The 19,209-nt window shown below is 68.1% G+C and carries 18 protein-coding genes and 2 tRNA genes; 15 read left to right on the top strand and 5 right to left on the bottom strand.

Going from position 1 to position 19,209, the window contains the following annotated elements; all coding sequences use genetic code 11:
* Positions 1 to 26: 26 nt before the first annotated feature.
* The 3 genes from Q4I23_RS18680 to Q4I23_RS18670 all read left to right on the top strand — a co-directional run bounded on the left by Q4I23_RS18680 (position 27) and on the right by Q4I23_RS18670 (position 1,007).
* On the top strand, positions 27 to 749 hold the full coding sequence (locus Q4I23_RS18680; RefSeq protein WP_498527175.1) for a threonine aldolase family protein: 723 nt from the start codon (positions 27 to 29) through the stop codon (positions 747 to 749).
* 68 nt (positions 750 to 817) lie between these two features.
* Positions 818 to 893, top strand: a tRNA-Glu gene (locus Q4I23_RS18675).
* 38 nt (positions 894 to 931) lie between these two features.
* A tRNA-Glu gene (locus Q4I23_RS18670) sits at positions 932 to 1,007 on the top strand.
* Between the two features lie 72 nt (positions 1,008 to 1,079).
* Here the strand turns inward: Q4I23_RS18670 and Q4I23_RS18665 are convergent.
* Positions 1,080 to 2,063: a transglycosylase SLT domain-containing protein gene (locus Q4I23_RS18665; protein ID WP_498527174.1), complete on the bottom strand. Its 984-nt coding sequence runs from the start codon at positions 2,061 to 2,063 to the stop codon at positions 1,080 to 1,082.
* Positions 2,064 to 2,710: 647 nt separating this feature from the next.
* Here Q4I23_RS18665 and Q4I23_RS18660 point away from each other — a divergent pair.
* Positions 2,711 to 3,415, top strand: coding sequence for a sigma-70 family RNA polymerase sigma factor (locus Q4I23_RS18660; RefSeq protein ID WP_237903277.1), 705 nt, complete (start codon positions 2,711 to 2,713; stop codon positions 3,413 to 3,415).
* A gap of 218 nt (positions 3,416 to 3,633) precedes the next feature.
* Here the strand turns inward: Q4I23_RS18660 and Q4I23_RS18655 are convergent, their stop codons facing one another.
* Positions 3,634 to 3,798, bottom strand: coding sequence for a DUF1328 domain-containing protein (locus tag Q4I23_RS18655; protein ID WP_188260038.1), 165 nt, complete (start codon positions 3,796 to 3,798; stop codon positions 3,634 to 3,636).
* A gap of 330 nt (positions 3,799 to 4,128) precedes the next feature.
* Between Q4I23_RS18655 and Q4I23_RS18650 the strand changes: the two genes are divergently transcribed.
* Positions 4,129 to 4,782: a hypothetical protein gene (locus tag Q4I23_RS18650; RefSeq protein WP_454018668.1), complete on the top strand. Its 654-nt coding sequence runs from the start codon at positions 4,129 to 4,131 to the stop codon at positions 4,780 to 4,782.
* Between the two features lie 18 nt (positions 4,783 to 4,800).
* Here the strand turns inward: Q4I23_RS18650 and Q4I23_RS18645 are convergent, their stop codons facing one another.
* The 3 genes from Q4I23_RS18645 to tldD all read right to left on the bottom strand — a co-directional run bounded on the left by Q4I23_RS18645 (position 4,801) and on the right by tldD (position 9,117).
* On the bottom strand, positions 4,801 to 6,876 hold the full coding sequence (locus Q4I23_RS18645) for a YjbH domain-containing protein (protein WP_498527173.1): 2,076 nt from the start codon (positions 6,874 to 6,876) through the stop codon (positions 4,801 to 4,803).
* Between the two features lie 119 nt (positions 6,877 to 6,995).
* Positions 6,996 to 7,520 (bottom strand): glycine cleavage system transcriptional repressor, encoded by a 525-nt coding sequence (locus tag Q4I23_RS18640; RefSeq protein WP_498527172.1) that lies wholly within the window; start codon positions 7,518 to 7,520, stop codon positions 6,996 to 6,998.
* Positions 7,521 to 7,683: 163 nt separating this feature from the next.
* On the bottom strand, positions 7,684 to 9,117 hold the full coding sequence (gene tldD, locus Q4I23_RS18635; RefSeq protein ID WP_498527171.1) for a metalloprotease TldD: 1,434 nt from the start codon (positions 9,115 to 9,117) through the stop codon (positions 7,684 to 7,686).
* Positions 9,118 to 9,286: 169 nt separating this feature from the next.
* Between tldD and Q4I23_RS18630 the strand changes: the two genes are divergently transcribed.
* The 10 genes from Q4I23_RS18630 to Q4I23_RS18585 all read left to right on the top strand — a co-directional run bounded on the left by Q4I23_RS18630 (position 9,287) and on the right by Q4I23_RS18585 (position 19,141).
* The gene (locus Q4I23_RS18630; protein WP_498527170.1) at positions 9,287 to 10,645 is read left to right on the top strand and encodes a DUF3422 family protein; all 1,359 of its coding nucleotides are present in this window, start codon (positions 9,287 to 9,289) and stop codon (positions 10,643 to 10,645) included.
* A 483-nt stretch (positions 10,646 to 11,128) separates the two neighbouring features.
* Complete coding sequence (coxB, locus tag Q4I23_RS18625) at positions 11,129 to 11,989, top strand: cytochrome c oxidase subunit II (RefSeq protein WP_454018664.1); 861 nt, start codon at positions 11,129 to 11,131, stop codon at positions 11,987 to 11,989.
* Between the two features lie 66 nt (positions 11,990 to 12,055).
* Positions 12,056 to 13,669: a cytochrome c oxidase subunit I gene (gene ctaD / locus Q4I23_RS18620; protein ID WP_498527169.1), complete on the top strand. Its 1,614-nt coding sequence runs from the start codon at positions 12,056 to 12,058 to the stop codon at positions 13,667 to 13,669.
* A gap of 65 nt (positions 13,670 to 13,734) precedes the next feature.
* Entirely contained in the window at positions 13,735 to 14,664 is a 930-nt protein-coding gene (cyoE, locus tag Q4I23_RS18615; RefSeq protein WP_498527168.1) for a heme o synthase, read from the top strand.
* Positions 14,661 to 14,795: a cytochrome c oxidase system small membrane protein gene (locus tag Q4I23_RS18610; protein WP_014240852.1), complete on the top strand. Its 135-nt coding sequence runs from the start codon at positions 14,661 to 14,663 to the stop codon at positions 14,793 to 14,795. The genes cyoE and Q4I23_RS18610 overlap by 4 nt, the downstream gene beginning before the upstream one ends.
* Positions 14,796 to 14,840: 45 nt before the next feature.
* The gene (locus tag Q4I23_RS18605) at positions 14,841 to 15,464 is read left to right on the top strand and encodes a cytochrome c oxidase assembly protein (protein WP_498527167.1); all 624 of its coding nucleotides are present in this window, start codon (positions 14,841 to 14,843) and stop codon (positions 15,462 to 15,464) included.
* An 89-nt stretch (positions 15,465 to 15,553) separates the two neighbouring features.
* A complete protein-coding gene (locus Q4I23_RS18600; RefSeq protein WP_454018661.1) occupies positions 15,554 to 16,432 on the top strand; it encodes a cytochrome c oxidase subunit 3 in 879 nt (292 codons plus the stop codon).
* 82 nt (positions 16,433 to 16,514) lie between these two features.
* Positions 16,515 to 16,889 (top strand): DUF983 domain-containing protein, encoded by a 375-nt coding sequence (locus tag Q4I23_RS18595; RefSeq protein WP_498527166.1) that lies wholly within the window; start codon positions 16,515 to 16,517, stop codon positions 16,887 to 16,889.
* 2 nt (positions 16,890 to 16,891) lie between these two features.
* Entirely contained in the window at positions 16,892 to 17,632 is a 741-nt protein-coding gene (locus Q4I23_RS18590) for an SURF1 family protein (RefSeq protein WP_498527176.1), read from the top strand.
* Between the two features lie 12 nt (positions 17,633 to 17,644).
* Positions 17,645 to 19,141, top strand: a complete 1,497-nt coding sequence (locus tag Q4I23_RS18585) for a carboxypeptidase M32 (protein ID WP_498527165.1) — start codon at positions 17,645 to 17,647, stop codon at positions 19,139 to 19,141.
* The last annotated feature ends 68 nt before the right edge of the window (positions 19,142 to 19,209 follow it).

Below are 19,209 nucleotides of genomic sequence, written 5' to 3'. Positions count from 1 at the left end.
GCGTATAATCGTCGGCAGCGTCAGATGTGTATAAGAGACAGGGCGGGAAGCTGACCCCCGCCGCCCTGACCGCGGCGCTGGCCGGGGCGGGCATCGGCGTGGTGCATCGGGTGCAGCCCGCCGCCCTCAGCCTGACCCAGGCGACGGAGGCCGGCACGGTCTACCGTCCGCAGGAGGTGGCGGCCCTGTCCGACGTCGCCCACGCGCATGGCATGGCGGTGCACATGGACGGCGCCCGCTTCGCCAACGCGGTGGCCCGGCTGGGCTGTGCCCCGGCGGAGGTGACCTGGAAGGCCGGGGTGGACGTTCTGTCGCTGGGCGGCACCAAGGGTGGCTGCCTCGCCGCCGAGGCCGTCGTGTTCTTCAACCCGGCGCTTGCCGAGGATTTCGGCTTCCTGCGCAAGCGGGCCGGGCATCTGGTGTCCAAGGGCCGCTTCCTGTCGGCGCAGCTCGACGCCTGGCTGGCCGACGACCTGTGGCTGCGGCTGGCCCGCCACGCCAACGCCATGGCCGACCGGCTGTCGCAGGGCCTTGCCGCCCTGCCGGGGGCGGAGTTGGCCCATCCGGTGGAGGCCAACGAGGTCTTCTTGCGGCTGCCCGCCGCGGTGGCCGACGGGCTGGAGGCGGCGGGTTACCGCTTCTACCGCTGGGAGGGCGATCTGCTGCGTCTGGTCACCGCCTTCGACACGCCGCAGGCCGTCGTGAACTCTTTTCTGAAAATCGCCAAAGATCTGTCAGAAAAGGCTTGATCGGGCAGGGTGGGTTCGCTAAAAACCCGCCACGCCGACGACGCCACGTCGTCAGACGACGAAAGACTGTCCCCTTCGTCTAGAGGCCTAGGACACCGCCCTCTCACGGCGGTAACAGGGGTTCGAATCCCCTAGGGGACGCCACTTTCGTTCGGCTGGCAACCGAGCTTCGCCCGATGAAGGTCCCCTTCGTCTAGAGGCCTAGGACACCGCCCTCTCACGGCGGTAACAGGGGTTCGAATCCCCTAGGGGACGCCATCCTTTCCGGCATCAACGATCCACGGCCCGCCATTCGGCGGGCCGTCGTCGTTTTAGGCTATCGCTTCGGTGTCAGCGTTTCGAAGCGCCGCCGGAGCGGGAGATGCTCAGTTCGGCGACCTCCTCCTGCTTGGCGGCGGGCAGGCCGGCCGAGCGCACCACGCCAGGGTCGTGGGGATGGACACGGCGCGGGTAGACGCTGTGGACCTTGACCACATAATCCTGCGTCTCGCGGTAGGGCGGGACGCCCTTGTATTGGAGCACCGCTCCTTCGCCCGCGTTGTAGCCGGCGAGCGCCAGCGTCACGTTGCCGTCGAAATAGGCCAGCAGCCAGCGCAGATACTTCATGCCGCCGCGCAGGTTCTGCTCGGGGTCGAAGGGCTTGGTCACGCCGAAGCGCTCCGCCGTCTCGGGGATCAACTGCATCAGCCCCATGGCGTTCTTTTCCGACACCACATCCACGCGGTAGCCGGATTCCACGGCGATCACCGCCAGCACCAGATCGGGGTCGAGCCCGTAGCTGGGGGCCATCTTGGTGACCATGGCGCGAATTTCCTTGGGCGGCATGCGGATCACGCCCCAGCGCACGCTCGGCGGTTCGCAGCGGTCGGGCGCCTTGCTCGCCGCGCTCCTGATTGAGGCGCTGGCCGGCTTGACCATCTGCGCCGCGTCCTCGTTGCCCAGCTGGGCGGCGCGGCGCAGCCAGGAGCGGCCAAGCTCCTCGTCCTTCGACACCGCGCCACGCCCGGCCATGTGCATGCGCCCGGCGCGGTAGGCCGCTTCGGCGTAGTCCTGGCGGGCCGCCCGGCAATAGAGGGAGAGGGCCATCCGCTCGTCCCGGTTCACGCCTTTGCCGACCTCGTAGCGCATGGCCAGCTCATACTGGGCGCGGGCGCTGCCCTTGCTGGCGAGCGCCTCCAGCGCGCGGATCGTGCGCTCACCCGTGCTCTGGAAGACGGGAGGTGGGGCCGCCGCCGTCTGGACCGATGCGTCCTGGGCCGTGGCCGGCAGCGCCGTCAGGAAGGACGCGATCAACCCACCGGCGGCCAGAGCCACCGCGCTTTTCACCGTCTTGACGCAGCTTTTGCCGACTGGTGAAGTCGGCCGGTCTTTCGGCGTATGCGGGAAGATCGGCGCGCTAGCGCCAACGTCCGGCTGTCCACGAAAGACGTAATGCGATATGGTTCCGGCCAACAGAGGAAGCGGACCGCAATGAAATAAGACTTCCGCTAAGGGACGGAAACGCCGCCTACACAGAGAAGAAGAACCGCTGGCAGCGGACCTGCGGATGGATGAATGAGCGAATTCATCGTTGGCCATAGACATGGCTATCCCGCAAAGGAGATTTGAGGTCGGTTGGTGAAAGCCAGCCGGCCTTTTCCTTTTAAGCAAAGTCATGAAGCCTCCCGTATGTCCGGAGACGATACCTCATCCCCGATCGAATGCTACGGGAGCAATCGGACGATTCATGGCATTTAGGGGTAATCTCGCCAAATTGTTAAGGGGCTTAGCCTTTTTCCCAACTGGCAGCCTCTGTGGTGCGCCATTACGTACTGATGGACCGACGATTGTCGTTGGAGAATCCGGTTATGCCCCGCGCGCATTCGGCGCAAGGCGGGGCCGGAGCGATGGTTCGGGCGTTTCCAGACGCGCCCGGAATGATCGGGACATCTTTCGGTACACAAGGAGGCAGCGTTCCACCGATGGCGAACCACGTCGCGAGTTCCTTGCGCCGTCCGGCAAGCAGCCCCGCGCCGCTTGACCCCGTCGCCCTCAAGCCGGTGATGGGAAGCCGCCGTGCGGACGAGGACGAGTTGAACGTTGCGGTCGAAGCCGAGGATGGCGTCGAAGCTGACGATCCGGCCGTCGAAGACACGGCGGAAGCGTCTTCGGCGCCGCTGGCGCCCCCCGATCCGGCGATCATCGCACAGATCGAGGCGGAAATTCCGCGTTTGCGCCGTTTCGCCCGGGCCATGGTGCGGGACGCCACGCTGGCTGACGATCTCGTGCAGGAATGTCTGGAGCGCGCCTTGTCGCGCCTGCATCTCTGGCGGCCCGGCAGCAACCTGCGTGCTTGGCTCTTCACCATTCTGCGCAACCTGCACATCAACGGCATCCGTCGCCGGCAGGCGGTCGTGGACATCGACGGGGAAGGGCAGGCGGCGATCGGCGCCGCCCATGGCGGTCAGTTCGTCCGGCTGGAGCTGCGCGACCTGAAGCGCGCGCTCGGCCTGCTGCCGACCGAACAGCGGGAGGTGGTCCTGCTGATCGGGCTGGAGGGCATCTCCTACGGCGAGGCGGCGGACATTCTCGGTATCTCCATCGGCACCGTGAAGTCGCGCCTGTCGCGCGGCCGTCGCGCCCTGCGCCAGCTCATGGAAGGGCATAGCCCGACCGACGACGATTGATCCGTCGTCGTTTGATAGCCGCCCATGTCCGTAGCCGCTCGTGCCGAGCGCACACAGAAACCGGCAACGCTCCGGGTGGGGCGTTGCCGGTCAGGTGCGAGGCTAACATCGAGAGGCTTTCGGGGTACTCGCGAGCCCGGCCCTTCGAGACGTGAAAGGCCGGACACGGGCGCGCTGCGGGAAACGCCCGCCCGGACGGTTCCGGGCGGGTGCTGGGTCTAGCGGCGCCTGACCAGGCCCAGAATCAAACTCGCCGCGAACAGGATCAGGAAAAGGAAGAACAGGATTTGCGCAATGCCCGAAGAGGCTGACGCAACTCCGCCGAAACCGAGTGCGCCGGCGATCAGCGCGATCACGAAGAAAACAAGTGCCCAATAGAGCATCCTAACCTCCCTCGCTCGGTCCGAAGCGCATTACGGCTCGTCCGGCGCGCAGTCTGTTGAACGTCCTACTCTGTGAAGAGCGTATCAGTATTGTGCAGAACACGCCTCCGCTCTGAAAGGTTCCCGGACCCCGCTCCAGTAAAGAGCTTTTTTTGGGTAGGGTCGGTTCCAAAAGGGGGAGGGGCTTCCCGATAACGCTGGCTTGACCGCAACAACGGCCGACGAGCGCTGTTGTCCGGGTCGCCAGCCTGCTCGGTTCCGGCCGGGCGGGCGAAAAGGCGCAGCGCCGCTGCGGCGGTGCGAGACGCCGTATCGAGAGAAGAGGATGCCATGAACGCCAAACTGTCCCTCGCCGTTCTCGCCGCGACCCTGGCGGCCGCTCCCGCCGCGATGGCCCAGACCTATCAGAACAACGCGCCGCAGGTTCCCTACGAGCGCTCCAGCCCGTCGGGCCTGCCGACCACCAGCCCGCAGGTGGAAAGCCTGCCCGGCGAGCGGGCCGACCCGTGGAGCGACCGGACCCAGAACCGGATGCCGGACGGCCGCATGCCCGACCGTGTGACCAGCGGCACCGCCGAGTCCACCGTTGGGTCCGGCGCCGCGGGCACCTACGGCAGCACCGGCACCTATGGGGCGCCCGGCACCTATGGTTCGACCGGGAACATGAACAACAGCATGCCGAACAGCGGCGCTATGGGGACCACCGGCTCGGCCACCGGCACCATGCCCAACACCATGCAGGGCAACCGGCAGGTCATAATGAACGTCGACCCGAACACTGCTCAGCGCGCCGAGCGCGGCCAGAACCGCAAGGAGCTGATGCAGACCTCTCTGCTGAACTACTTCAGCGCCGCCGGCTTCACCTCGGTCCGCGACTTCCGCAAGCAGGGTGAGAACTACGTGGCGGAGGCCCAGTCGGCTAACGGCACCTGGAGCACCGTGCTGCTCGATGCCAAGACCGGTACGATCTCCGAAATCCGCTGATCACCGGTCCGCCGCGGCTCACTCCATCAGCCTCGGCCATGATCCGGTCAGGCGGCCGTAACCCGCCGTGACCGACGCGTCGTACAGGGGCAATGGCTGGCGCAGCCGTTGCCCCGCGTCGCGTCCAAGGGTGCGGACCGCGGTCGCCAGCCGTCCGTCCGGCGGCCAGGAGCCGCCGGGGCTGAAAGGCACCGTCAGCGCGATTCCCTGTTCCAGCCGCCCGCCGTAGCGGCTCTGCGCGCCTTCCGGCCCCTCGGTCCAAGTGACCTGGGCGGACAGGCGGATGCCGCCGTCGAAGGCGCGCATCAGTTCGAGCGTGCCGCCCCAATCCCCGCCGAGATAGCGCCCCAGTCGCATCACACCCGTGGTGGCGGCCCCCGGTGCTTCCCAATAGAGGCTGGCGTGGCCGGTGTTCCGCCCGCTTTCCGGGGCAAGGCGCAGCGCGTCGTCGGGCGGACGCTTCCAGACGCGGTTGAGGTCGAGCCCGAGCGCCCAGCGCGCCGTCAGGGGGCGGTACAGCGCCTCGGTTCCCACACCGCCGAACATCTCCTCGAAATGGCCGACGGACAGGCGCGTGCTCCAGCTCTCGGAGGGCGCGGCCAGCCACGCCGCGTACAGCCGCTCGACCGCGGCGAGGCGGTCGGCGTAGCGCGGCAGGTCGCTGCGCACCGGATCCGCCGCCGGGATGGCGTTGGTGTCGAGGAGGTGGAGGTTATGGCTGACGTTCACCCGCAGCCCGCCGCTGAGAACCAGTCCGCGCAGCGGTTCCGCAATCAACACGGTGTCGCCGTAGGTCCGCTGCACCAGCGGCGCGCTCTGTTCGAACAGACTGGCTTCCACGGTCGGAACGACGGTCAAGGTCAACCGTGATGCCCAGTTCCCCGGAGGACCGGCGGAGCGGTCCACGCGAGCCGTCCGCCAGATTTCCTCGGGGCTGCCGCGGTGGCTGGCTGCCTGTTCCACGGCGCGGCGAGACAGGGTGACGGCGGTGCCGTCCAGCCCGGCGCTGCCGGAGACGACGGTCAGCCATTCGACCTCCGGTGGCGCGCCGTCGGCCAGCAGGCGGGCGGCGCGGCCCACCTCCTGCGCCAGCGGAGCGGTGCCGGCGCCCGCCGGGTCGAGCCACAGGGCCGCCCGGTCGCCGTCGATCAGCGCGGCGCGGGCGGGCAACCGGTGAAGCCGAGCCAGGGCCGCAATGTCCGGAGCGGCCAGGGCGGTGCCCGGCGCGGCGGGTCGGGCACCAACCGCGGGCGGCGGCGTGAGCGCGGTGGTTCCTCCTTCCTCCCGCGGGTCGAAGCGCGCGGCGAGACGCAGCATGGCGCGCGATCCCTGCTCGACCCCGGCGCCCAACTCCAGCCAGTTCCAGGGACGGTAGGCAAGACCGGCGTTCAGCGGCACGCCGGGCCTGAAGGCCGGGTCGTCCTGCTGCTGGGCGCGGAAGCTGTCGGCGCTGTATTCCAGCTTGACGCTGAGCCCCTCCAGCGGCGTGTGCCACTCGACGCCGCCGAACAGGGCCGCGCGCTCCCCGGTGAACCACGCCTCCGGCCCGCGGGACGACGCCTTCGCCGGGTCGCGGTCGCGCTTGAAGCGCCCGCCGAGAAAGCGCAGCGGGTTGCGGACATGCCCATAGTCGCCGAGCCCACCCCAGCCGATGCCCAGGCTGAGATCGACGTTCCACCAGCGGCGCGAGGCGACCAGATACTCCCCCGCGAAGCGGCCCTTGCCCGGCAGGTCCAGCCCGCTGCCGGTGACGTCGCGCCCGCCGACAGCCAGCGCCGGCCACCACGGTCCCTCGCGCAGCAGGCGCAGCTTGGCGTCCACCCCCGGCTCGCTGAGGCCGTGCCAGCTCGGGTAGGTGCTGTCGCGAAGGGTGACCTCCAGGCCGGGAAGGAGCTGCGCCCCGGCGAAGACATGCCGGTGCAGACCACCGAGAGCGGTCAATCCCGCAGTGACGGTGCCGTCCGGCATGCCGCGCGCGGTTGGTGTCTGAAGCAGCCCAACGGCTCCCCAGTCGGACAGGGTCGCCTCAAGCCCCTCCGCCCGAGCGGGCAGGGCGGCGAAGGACAGCGCCAAGACGAGGAGAACGCGATTCACGCCATGGTGGATATTGCCGGGAAGAGTTCCCGATCCATGGCATTATCATGCGTATGAATGCAACCTTTATCACTTGCCCCTCCGGGAGAGGGGAGAGGCGGGGTGATGAAAGAGGAGCGCTACAGCGGTTCGGCGGTGCAGGTCAGGCCCATCGTCTCCGCGGTGTTGGCGACCGCGGACAGGCAGGTGCCGGCGCGCTCCGGCGGGATCGAGACGGCGAAGCGGATGGTGTAGTGCCCGCCTTCCCGCTCCGGCAGGGTCTGGGCGTCGAGCCGGACGATGTTCGCCTCGAACTGGGTGAAGATTTCCGACAAACGGGCGATCAGGCCGGGCTGGTCGCCGCCCGACACCTCCACGCGGTGGGTGATGCGGGCGAGCGGGCCGGGGTTGGGATCGAAGTCGAAGGGCGTGACCTTGATCTGCGCGCCGGCCAGTTCGGGGAGGCTGGCCAGTCCCTCCTGCACCTCCCCGACGGGGACGCCGTCCGGCAGTTCGCAGACCGCCGAGAACTCCGCCCCGGACCCCATCACCGCGAAGGTCGCGTCGCGCAGGTTGGCGCCCAGCCCGAACAGATGGCCGGTGACCGCCGAGACGAGGCCGACGCGGTCGGGGCAGAAGGTCGAAACCAGCGCGAGGGACGACACGGGCGGAACCTCCAATGCTGAGCCCTCTCCCCTCTGGGGAGAGGGTTGGGTGAGGGGGCGATGCGCCCGGCAGGGCGAAGAAAAACACGAGATGAGTCGGCGTGGCGCGCCTTCGGCGCCCCCCCTCATCCTGACCTTCTCCCCAGGGGGGAGAAGGGAAGCATCAGGCCGCCGTGCCGCCCACGGTCAGGCCGTCCAGGCGCAGGGTCGGTTGGCCGACGCCCACGGGAACGCCCTGGCCGTCCTTGCCGCAGGTGCCGACGCCGGGGTCCAGCTTCGTGTCGTTGCCGATCATCGACACGCGGGTCAGGCTGTCCGGGCCGTTGCCGATCAGGGTTGCACCCTTCACCGCCGGGCCGAGCTTGCCGTCCTCGATCAGATAGGCCTCGTTTGCGGAGAAGACGAACTTGCCGCTGGTGATGTCCACCTGCCCGCCGCCGAAGTTCTTGGCGTAGAGGCCCTTCTTGACCGACTTGATGATCTCCTCCGGCTCATAGGCGCCAGGGCGCATCACGGTGTTGGTCATGCGCGGCATGGGGTGGCAGGCGAAGCTCTGGCGCCGCCCGTTGCCGGTCGGGCGCATGCCCATCAGCCGGGCGTTCATACGGTCCTGCATGTAGCCGACCAGGATGCCGTCCTCAATCAGCGTCGTGCACTGGCCGGGGGTGCCCTCGTCGTCCACGGTGATCGAGCCGCGGCTGTTCTCGATGGTGCCGTCGTCCACGATGGTCACGCCGGGGGCGGCGATGCGCTGGCCCATCAGCCCGGCGAAGGCCGAGGTCTTCTTGCGGTTGAAGTCGCCCTCCAGTCCGTGGCCGATGGCCTCATGCAGCAGGATGCCCGGCCAGCCGTTGCCGAGAACCACGGTCATCTCGCCCGCCGGGGCCGGAACGGAGGACAGGTTGACCAGCGCGGAGCGCAGCGCCTCGTCCACGAAGGCGCGCCACGTCTCCGGCTGCATGTAATGCTCGTAGGTGACGCGGCCGCCGCCGCCGTGGCCGCCCGTCTCCATGCGGTCGCCCTCGGCCACAACCACGGAGACGTTCAGCCGGACCAGCGGGCGCAGGTCGGCGACGCGCACGCCGTCGGCGCGGATGATCTGCACCGCCTGCCACTCGCCGCTGATCGAGCAGGAGACCTGCCGCACCCGCGGGTCCTTGGCGCGGGCGTAGGCGTCGATCTCCGCCAGCAGCCTCACCTTCGCCTCGAAGGGGACCAGGGGCAGGGGATTGTCCGGGATGTAGAGCGCGCGGTTGGTGCCGGCGGGCGGCTCGGCGAAGGTGCCGGCGTGCCCGGCCTGGACGGCGCGCACCGTCGCGGCGGCGCGGCGGATGGCGTCCTCGGACAGGCTGGAGGCGTGGGCGAAGCCGGTCGCCTCGTCGGCAATGGCGCGCAGGCCGAAGCCCTGGGTGGTGTCGAAGCTGGCCGCCTTCAGCTTGCCGTCGTCCCAGCCCAGCGATTCGCTCTGCGAATATTCCAGATACAGTTCGCCGTCGTCCGCCCCCCGCAGCGCGTCGGCCACCACCCCCTCGACACGGGAACGGTCCAGGCCGGCGCGGTTGAAGAACAGATCGTCGGTGACGGCAAGCGCGCTCATGGGGACTCCGGGGTATCGGTCTATCGTAGGACGACGATGCGGCACCGGCGCTCTCGCACCCGCACGCGCGATGTGGTCTAAAGATCAGACTTATAGTGTGGCGACGGGCGGCCCATCCGGCAAGGCTCGTCGTCTGTGGCGGAAGGGGCTTGTAAGGGGAATGGCCGCGATGACCGACGACGCGCTGGCGATGGGCCGCACCGGCAACGGAGACGCGCGCTCCCTGGCCCACCCCCTGAAGAACCATGCCCTGCGCGTGACCCTGACCAACGAGGTGCACACCCGCCCGCCGGAGGTCCTGTCCACCCCGGTCCGCGCCACCATGCTGGCGATGCTGTCGGGCGAGGGCGCGTCGGAGGCCGACCGGCTGCATCTGGAAAAGCTGTGCGACTGGGCCGGCGTGCCGCGCCCGCCCGCCGGGGCCACCCATTACAGCGGCTCCTTCGGCAGCTTCCGCCTGAAGTGGGAGCGGCACACCGAATTCTCCACCTGGACCGTCTTCCGTCCCAACGCCGTGTCCCCGGCGAACGTGTTGGTCGATCCCTTCCTGGAACCGGCGCTGAACGCGGTGCCCAAGGAATGGCTGGCCGGGCTGCCGGGCGAGCTGATGGTCGGCGTCCATGTCGCCGTGCTCAACGCCGAATCGCCGGAGCCCTCGGCCAACATGCTGGCGGCGATGTTCGGCTCGCCGAGCTACATCGGGACGCGCATCTCCGGGCGGGCGGCGACGGCCTGGACCGACTTCCGCATCCATGGCGACGGCTTCTCGCGCATCCTGATCGCCGACCATGCGATGACCTCCAACCAGGCGGGCCGCGTCGTGCAGCGCCTGCTGGAGATCGAGACCTACCGGGTGATGGCGCTGTTGGCCCTGCCGGTGGCGCGCGGCGTGCTGCCGCGCATCGGCCCGATCGAGGCCGATCTGGCTGACCTGACCACCCGCATCGCCACCCTGCGCGGCCTGGACGACGAGCGGGAACTGCTCGACCGGCTGACCCTGCTGGCCGCCCAGACCGAGCAGATCGCGGCGGAGACCGCCTACCGCTTCGGCGCGGCGCGGGCCTACTACAACCTCGTGGAAAAGCGCATCGTCGAGCTGCGCGAGATCCGCATCGAGGGGCTGCCCACGGTGGGCGAGTTCATGGACCGCCGCCTCGCTCCGGCGATCCGCACCTGCGAGGCGGTGGAATCGCGCCTGCAGGCGCTGTCCCAGCGCGTGGCCCGCGCCAGCGACCTGCTGCGCACCCGCGTGGAGATCGCCGTGGAGGGGCAGAACGCCGAGCTTCTCCTCTCCATGGACAAGCGGGCGCAACTCCAGCTCCGCCTGCAGGAGACGGTCGAGGGGCTGTCGGTGGTGGCGATCAGCTACTACCTCGTCGGCATCGTCGGCTACGCCGCGAAGGGCGTGAAGGGACTCGGGATGAAGGTCGATCCCGACCTGCTCGTCGGGCTGATGATTCCCATCGTCATCGCCTTCGTCTGGTCCGGCGTGCGCCGAATCCGCAAGGTCATCACCAGCGGGCACTGACGGCCGCGGAGCATTTCCGTTCTAACACGGTGGTGGGTTACCGCAGCGCAAACGGCGACCGGATGGCGCCGTCCGCGCAAGGTCGCTTGCGTCCCACACCAGGGACGTGCAAGCCTAAAAACTTGATTTTCCGAGACAATTCGCTGTACCATCAAACTGCGACAGCTTGTCGCAGTGCGAAGCCGATACGGAAGCTCAACTTCTGTTCTGATGCGGGCTCGAAACCGGCATTGCGCCTATGTCCTTCGTGTAGGGACGCCTGACTTGTACCCAAGCGCAGTGCAGGGTTAAGCTCGCGCTGCGGGGACCGTGCCACCCACAAACGGCACGATCCCTGCATAGACCGGCACCGTCGCAACGCCCGGACGCGCAACCGCCCGACAGGGGTGGAACGCACCAGGGAAACAGGGGCGAAGGCGGGTCCGGCGGGAAGGGACGACCGCCGTCCGCGACCGTGGGCGGCGGGTAACGAAGAGGGTGGGGATGAAGACGCAGACCCTGAACGCTGCCGTTCTGGCGGCGCTGACATCTTTGTGTGGATTTGCCGCGACCGGTTCCGCCGCCGAACCCCACCCCTGGCAATTGGGGCTTCAGGAGGCGGCCACCCCGGTCAAGCACGCCATGGACTCGTTCCACGACCTGCTGACGGTGATCATCGTCGCCATCGTCATTTTCGTGGCGGGGCTGCTGGCCTGGGTGGCGCTGCGCTTCAACGCCAAGAAGAACGCCGTGCCGTCCACCACCTCGCACCACACGGTGCTGGAGATCGCCTGGACGGTCATTCCGGTCATCATCCTGATCGTCATCGCGGTGCCCTCCTTCAAGCTGCTCTACCAGGCGGAGCGGGTGCCGGAGTCGGAGATGACCATCAAGGTCACCGGGCGGCAGTGGTACTGGGACTACGAGTATCCCGACCACGGCAACATCGCCTTCTCCAGCTACATGATCCAGGATTCGGAGCTGAAGCCCGGCCAGAAGCGCCTGCTGGAGGTCGACAACCGCGTGATCCTGCCGGTCGGCACGACCGTGCGCGTGCTGGTCACCGCGGGCGACGTCATCCATTCCTGGGCGGTGCCGAGCTTCGGCGTGAAGAAGGACGCCGTGCCAGGCCGGGCCAACGAGACGTGGTTGCGGATCGAGAAGGAAGGCGTCTATTACGGCCAGTGTTCCGAGATCTGCGGCGTCAACCACGCCTTCATGCCGATCGCGGTCGAGGCCGTCTCGAAGGAGGCCTTCAACCAGTGGGTCGAGAAGGCCAAGACCGCTTACGGCACCCCCGACACCAAGCGCGACGTTGCCGAGGCGCAGTCCTCAAAGGTGGCGTCCGCCGGGGCCGTCCAGTAAGCCTCATGCTTTGGATGCAGCGGCACCTCAAAGAAAAATCATTCCGCCGACGCGAGGGTTAGAGACATGGCAAACGCCAATCCGGGGGAAGCGCAGGGACACGGCCACGGGCATGACCATGACCACCACATGCCGGGCTTCGTCGAGCGTTGGTTCTTCTCCACGAACCACAAGGACATCGGAACGCTCTACCTGATCTTCTCGGTGATCGCCGGGCTGATCGGCGGGTTGTTCTCGGTCATCATGCGGCTGGAACTCCAGTCGCCGGGCTTGCAGTTCGTCAGCGACGGGCAGGTCTGGAACGTGCTGATCACCGCGCACGGCCTCATCATGGTGTTCTTCGTGGTGATGCCCGCGCTGATCGGCGGCTTCGGCAACTGGTTCGTGCCGTTGATGATCGGCGCGCCCGACATGGCCTTCCCACGGCTGAACAACATCAGCTTCTGGCTGATCGTCCCGGCCTTCCTCCTGCTGCTGGGCTCCGCCTTCGTGGGGCAGGGGGCCGGCACGGGCTGGACGATCTATCCGCCGCTGTCCTCGCCGCTGGGCCACAACGGGCCGTCGGTGGACATGGCGATCTTCGCGCTCCACCTCGCCGGCGCCTCGTCGATCCTGGGCGCGGTGAACTTCATCACCACCATCTTCAACATGCGCGCGCCGGGCATGACGCTGCACAAGATGCCGCTGTTCGTCTGGGCGATGCTGGTGACTGCCTTCCTGCTGCTGCTGGCCGTGCCGGTGCTGGGCGGCGCCATCACCATGCTGCTGACCGACCGCAACTTCGGCACCAGCTTCTTCAACCCGGAGGGCGGCGGCGACCCGATCCTGTTCCAGCACCTGTTCTGGTTCTTCGGCCACCCCGAAGTCTACATCATGATCCTGCCGGCCTTCGGCATCATCAGCCACATCGTCTCGACCTTCTCGCACAAGCCGGTCTTCGGCTACCTGGGCATGGCCTACGCGATGGTCGCCATCGGCGTGGTCGGCTTCGTGGTGTGGGCGCACCACATGTACACGGTCGGCCTGGACGTCGACACCAAGGCCTACTTCACCGCCGCCACGATGATCATCGCGGTGCCGACGGGCGTGAAGATCTTCTCCTGGATCGCCACCATGTGGGGCGGGTCGATCGAGTTCAAGGTACCGATGCTGTGGGCGCTCGGCTTCATCTTCCTGTTCACGGTCGGCGGCGTGACCGGCGTGGTGCTGGCCAACGGCGGCATGGACATCGTGCTGCACGACACCTACTACGTGGTCGCGCACTTCCACTACGTGCTGTCGCTGGGCGCGGTCTTCTCGATCTTCGCCGGCTGGTACTACTGGATCGGCAAGATGTCGGGGCGCCAGTATCCGGAGTTCTGGGGCAAGGTTCACTTCTGGACGACCTTCATCGGCGTGAACCTGGTCTTCTTCCCGCAGCATTTCCTGGGTCTGGCCGGCATGCCGCGCCGCATCCCGGATTACCCGGACGCCTACGCCGGCTGGAACATGGTTTCCTCCTTCGGGGCGTATCTCTCCTTTGCGTCCACGCTTCTCTTCGTGTGGATCGCGTACAAGACCCTGCGCAGCGGCGAGAAGGTCGAGGCCGCCTATTGGGGGCCGCAGGCCGGCACGCTGGAGTGGACCGTGAGTTCGCCCCCGCCGTTCCACGCCTTCGAGACGCTGCCGCAGGTGAAGTGACCAACGGTTGTGACCATAACGCCGGGGGAGCCGGGAAGCTCCCTCCGGCCGGAGGATAGTGCAGAATGACGGACCTGAGCATTGAACGGGTCTCGACAGGTCCGGTCTCCGGATCGACGCCGGGTGACTACATTGAGCTGCTGAAGCCGCGGGTGATGTCGCTCGTCGTGTTCACCGGGCTGGCCGGCATCGTGCTGGCGCCCGGCCACATCCATCCCGTGCTGGCGGCGGTGGCCGTGCTGTGCATCGCGGTCGGGGCCGGAGCTTCGGGCGCCATCAACATGTGGTACGACCGCGACATCGACGCGGTGATGTCGCGCACCGTCCGCCGTCCGATCCCGTCGGGGCGGGTGGAGTCGGAGAACGCGCTGGCCTTCGGGGTGATCCTGGCCGCGGCGTCGGTCGTGGTGATGGGGCTGGCGGTGAACTGGGCGGCGTCGGCGCTGCTGGCGATGACCATCGGCTTCTACGTCTTCATCTATACCATGTGGCTGAAGCGGCGGACTCCGCAGAACATCGTGATCGGCGGGGCCGCCGGCGCCTTCCCGCCGATGATCGGCTGGGCGGCGGTGACGGGCGGTGTGGAGTTGCCCTCCATCCTGCTGTTCCTGCTGATCTTCCTGTGGACGCCGCCGCACTTCTGGGCGCTGGCGTTGTTCCGCAACGGCGACTACACGCGCGCCGGGGTGCCGATGATGCCGGTGGTCGCCGGTCCGGACGCCACCAAGCGGCAGATGCTGGCCTACACGCTGGTCCTGCTGCCGGTCGCCGTGGCGCCGTACTTTCTGGGCATCGGCGGTCTTGCCTATCTGATCGGGTCGAGCCTACTGGGCGCCTTCTTCGTGCTGTGCGCGGTCCGCGTGCTGCGCGCCACCGACGACAAGCCAGCCAAGCAGATGTTCGGCTTCTCGATCCTCTACCTGTTCCTGCTGTTCGCCCTGCTGATGGGCGAGCATCTGGTGACCGGAATCCTGACGACCGGAGGCGGGGCATGACGATCATGGATGAATCATACGAGGAACGCCGCAAGCGGCTGCGCGGGCGCAACTACGCGGTCCTGGCCGCGCTGATCGGGCTGGTGGTGATGTTCTACGTCATCACGCTGGTGCGGATGGGCGGGCACTGACCACGGGACGTTGAGCGGACAAACGGCAGGGGAGGAAACGGCGCCATGAGCGACCGGCCTGAAAACGACAAGGGGCTCCGGCGGAAGAACCGCCTGTTCATGGCCGGGCTGTTCGGCCTCGTCTTCGGGATGGTCGGGCTGGCCTACGCCTCGGTGCCGCTCTACGCGCTGTTCTGTCAGGTGACCGGCTTCGGCGGCACCACCCAGCGGGCCGACGCCGCGCCCGCGCGGCAGGTCGACCGCGTCATCAAGGTCCGCTTCAACGCCGACGTGAACCAGTCGCTGCCCTGGCGCTTCAAGCCGGAGCAGAAGGAGCTGACGGTGAAGCTGGGCGAGATGGGGTTGGCCGTCTATCAGGCCGCCAACCGGACCGACCGGGCCACCGTGGGCACCGCGCTCTACAACGTCACGCCGGACAAGGTCGGCAAGTACTTCAACAAGATCGAGTGCTTCTGCTTCACCGAGCAGGTGCTGGAGCCCGGTCAGTCGGTGGACATGCCGGTGGCCTTCTTCGTCGATCCGGCCCTGGCCGACGATCCGGCGATGGAGGACGTGACCACCATCACGCTGTCCTACACCTTCTTCCGCGCCAAGGACGAGACCCAGGTGCTGGCGCAGCACGCGACGCAGGCCGCGGGTGCGAAAGGCACCGGGACCGCGGCGAACTGAGGACGCAGTTTAAAAAAGAGACAGTCTGAACAGAAAATTAGGGCTGAACGAAGAAATCGGGCGAAACAAACCGGGGTTGGAAAGAGACGATGGCCGACATCACGCACGCGCAAATGCCGCATCCCCCAGCCTCCGCGCACGGCGCGGGCGAGGGCGCCGGCATCCCGCATCCCTACCATCTGGTGAAGCCGAGCCCCTGGCCTCTTCTGGGCGCCTTCGCGGCCGGACTGTTCGCGACGGGCATGGTCATCTACATGCACGGCGGCGGCTGGCTGCTGGCAGCCCTCGGCTTCGTGTCCATCCTGGGCGTGATGTTCGGCTGGTGGCGCGACGTCATCAAGGAGGCGGTGCGCGAGAAGGCGCACACCCCGGTGGTGAAGATCGGCCTGCGCTACGGCATGGCGCTGTTCATCGCCTCGGAGGTGATGTTCTTCGCCGCCTTCTTCTGGGCCTTCTACGACGCAGCGCTCTACCCGAAGGTGTTCGCCGAGAACCCGCAGGGCGTCTGGCCGCCGCCGAACATCACGGTGCTGGAGACCTTCCACCTGCCGCTGATGATGACGCTGATCCTGCTGCTGTCGGGCGTCACCGTCACCTGGGCGCACCACGCCATCCTTGAAGGCCGCAACAAGGAGGCGTCGCGCGCGCTGGGCCTGACCGTCCTGCTGGGGGTGATGTTCACCTTCTTCCAGGGCTGGGAATACGCCCACGCCGCCTTCGGCTTCACCCAGGGCATCTACCCGTCGACCTTCTACATGGCGACCGGCTTCCACGGCTTCCACGTCATCATCGGGACGATCTTCCTGGCGGTCTGCTGGTTCCGCACCATGAAGGGCCACTTCACCCCGCAGAGCCATTTCGGCTTCGAGGCGGCGGCCTGGTACTGGCACTTCGTCGACGTGGTCTGGCTGTTCCTGTTCGTGTCGATCTACTGGTGGGGGTCGCTGGGCGCCGCCAGCGGCCACTGATCGATCCCCCCTGTCGCCTTGCGAAGCCCTTCTCCTCCATCAGGGGAGAGGGGCTTCCCATTCCTGGAGGGAGGCGGATCATTTGAGCACCTATCATACCAGCCCGTCGCCGCTGATCGCCGGCCTGCGCTGCGCTTGCCCGCGCTGCGGACGGGGCAAGCTGTTCCACGGCTATCTGACCGTCAACGAGCGCTGTTCGGTGTGCAACCTGAACCTCGCCCGGCAGGACAGCGGCGACGGGCCGGCGGTGTTCCTGATCTTCATCCTGGGCTTTCTGGTCGTGCCGGTGGCGCTGTGGGTGTCGATGACGGTGGACTGGCCTTTGTGGCTGCACGCCGTCGTCTGGAGCATCGTCGTGCTCGGGCTGGCGCTCGGCATGCTGCGCCCGGCCAAGGCCTATGTGGTGGCGCTCCAGTACCGCCACCGCCGCAACGAGTTGGAGGACCCGGACGAGTGACCATGACCGCCGCCGCCGAACCCCGCCGCTTCCGCCCCTCGCTGTGGGCGACGCTGATCACCGTGCCCGCCGTGCTGGTCATGCTGGGGCTGGGCACGTGGCAGATGCAGCGGTTGGAATGGAAGGAGGATCTGGTCCGCCGGGTGGAGCAGCGGCTGCACGCCGCCCCCATCCCGCTGCCCTCCGCCATCGCCGATCCGGAGGCGCTGGAGTTCCGTCCGGTGACCGTCACCGGGCGCTTCCTGAACGACAAGGAACTGCTGCTGGTGGCCCGGCCCCGGCAGGGGCAGGCGGGCTACGAGCTGCTGACCCCGTTGCAGCGCCCGGCCGCGGACGGCGGCGGCGTGGTGCTGGTCAACCGCGGTTTCCTGCCCATGGACAAGCGCACCCCGGCCAGCCGTCCGGAGAGCCGGGTGGAGGGGTCGGTGACCGTCACCGGTCTGGTCCGTCTGCCGCAGCCCGCCGGCTGGCTCCAGCCGGGCAACCGGCCGGGGGCGGAATCCTGGATGCGGCTGGACCCGCCGGCCATGGCGGCATCCGCCGGGCTGGAGAAGGTCGCCCCGCTGGCGGTCGAGATGACTCCCGACCCGGCGCGCGGCAACGCGCCGCTGAATGGGATTCAGCCCCTGGTCGAGCTGCCCAACAACCATAGGCAATACGCGTTCACCTGGTATAGCCTCGCCGCGACGCTGGTCGTCGTCTATGTGCTGTCCCAACGCCGGAGGACCGGTCCGGCATCCTAGGAGTTGCGCCTCATGACAGCCGCCTATCAGGAGTTGGAACGCCGTTTCGCCCGCATCGCCGCCATCGGCGACGCCCTGGGCATCCTGAGCTGGGACAGCCAGACCATGATGCCCGACGGCTCCAGCGACGGGCGGGCGGAGCAGACCGCCACCCTGACCGTGCTGGCCCACGAGCTGCAAACCGACCCCCGCGTGGCCGACTGGCTGGCGGAGGCCGAGGAGGCGGGCGGGCTGGACGATTGGCAGGCGGCCAATCTGCGGGAGATGCGGCGCACCCACCGCCACGCCACCGCCGTTCCCGGCGACCTGATCGAGGCGACCAGCAAGGCGATCTCGGCCTGCGAGATGACGTGGCGCACCGCGCGTGCGGAGAGCGACTTCGCCAAGTTGCTGCCCAGCCTGTCGGAGGTGCTGCGCCGCGTCCGGGAGTGCGGCGAGGCCAAGGCGGCGGCCATGGGCCTGTCGCCCTACGACGCCATGCTGGACGAGCACGACCCCGGTGCCCGCTCCGAGCGGATCGACGCCCTGTTCGCCGGTCTGGCCGGCTTCCTGCCGGACCTGATCGGGCGCGTCCTCGACCGTCAGGCCGCCGAGCCGGCGCCGCTGCGGCCCGTGGGGCCGTTCGCCGTCGCCAACCAGAAGGCGTTGGGCGAGCGGCTGATGCGGGCGGCAGGGTTCGATTTCACCCGCGGGCGGCTGGACGTGTCTCTGCATCCCTTCTGCGGCGGCGCCACCGGCGACGTGCGCATCACCACCCGCTACGACGAGGACGATTTCACCAAGGCTCTGATGGGGGTGATGCACGAGACGGGGCACGCCCTTTATGAGCAGGGCCGCCCGCGCGACTGGCTGCGCCAGCCGGTCGGGCTGGCCCGCGGCATGGCGGTGCACGAGAGCCAATCGCTGATCGTGGAGATGCAGGCTTGCCGCTCGCCGGAGTTCCTATGCTGGCTGGCCCCGGTCGCGCAGGAGGCGTTCGGGGGCTCCGGCCCGGCCTGGGAGCCGGACAACCTGCGCCGCCTCTACAGCCGGGTGGAGCGCGGCTTCATCCGCGTGGACGCCGACGAGGTGACCTACCCGGCGCACATCATCCTGCGCTACCGCCTGGAGAAGGCGCTGATCGCCGGGGATTTGGCGCTGGCCGACCTGCCGGGCGCCTGGAACGACGGCATGAGGGAGCTGGTCGGGGTCACGCCGCCGGACGACCGGCTGGGCTGCCTTCAGGACATCCACTGGCCGTCCGGCGCCTGGGGCTACTTCCCCAGTTACACGCTGGGCGCCATGACCGCCGCCCAGCTGTTCGAGGCCGCGGCGAAGGCCGATCCGGACATCCGCCCGGCGCTGGCCCGCGGCGACCTCGGGCCGTTGGTGGCGTGGCTGGGGGCGAATGTGCACGGCAAGGCTTGCCTGTATGCGTCCGGCGACGAGTTGCTGATTGCCGCCACCGGGCGTCCGCTCGACGCGTCGGTGTTCCGGCGGCATCTGGAACGCCGGTATTTGGGGGTTTGAGCGGAGCTGTGCTTGCCCCCTCCCTAACCTGTCTCTTATACACATCTCCGAGCCCACGAGACTATAAC

The sequence above is a fragment of the Azospirillum sp. UFLA03-27 genome, assembly GCF_059803775.1.
Note: the sequence above shows the minus strand (reverse complement) of the source record. Positions and strands in the feature narration are given on the sequence as shown.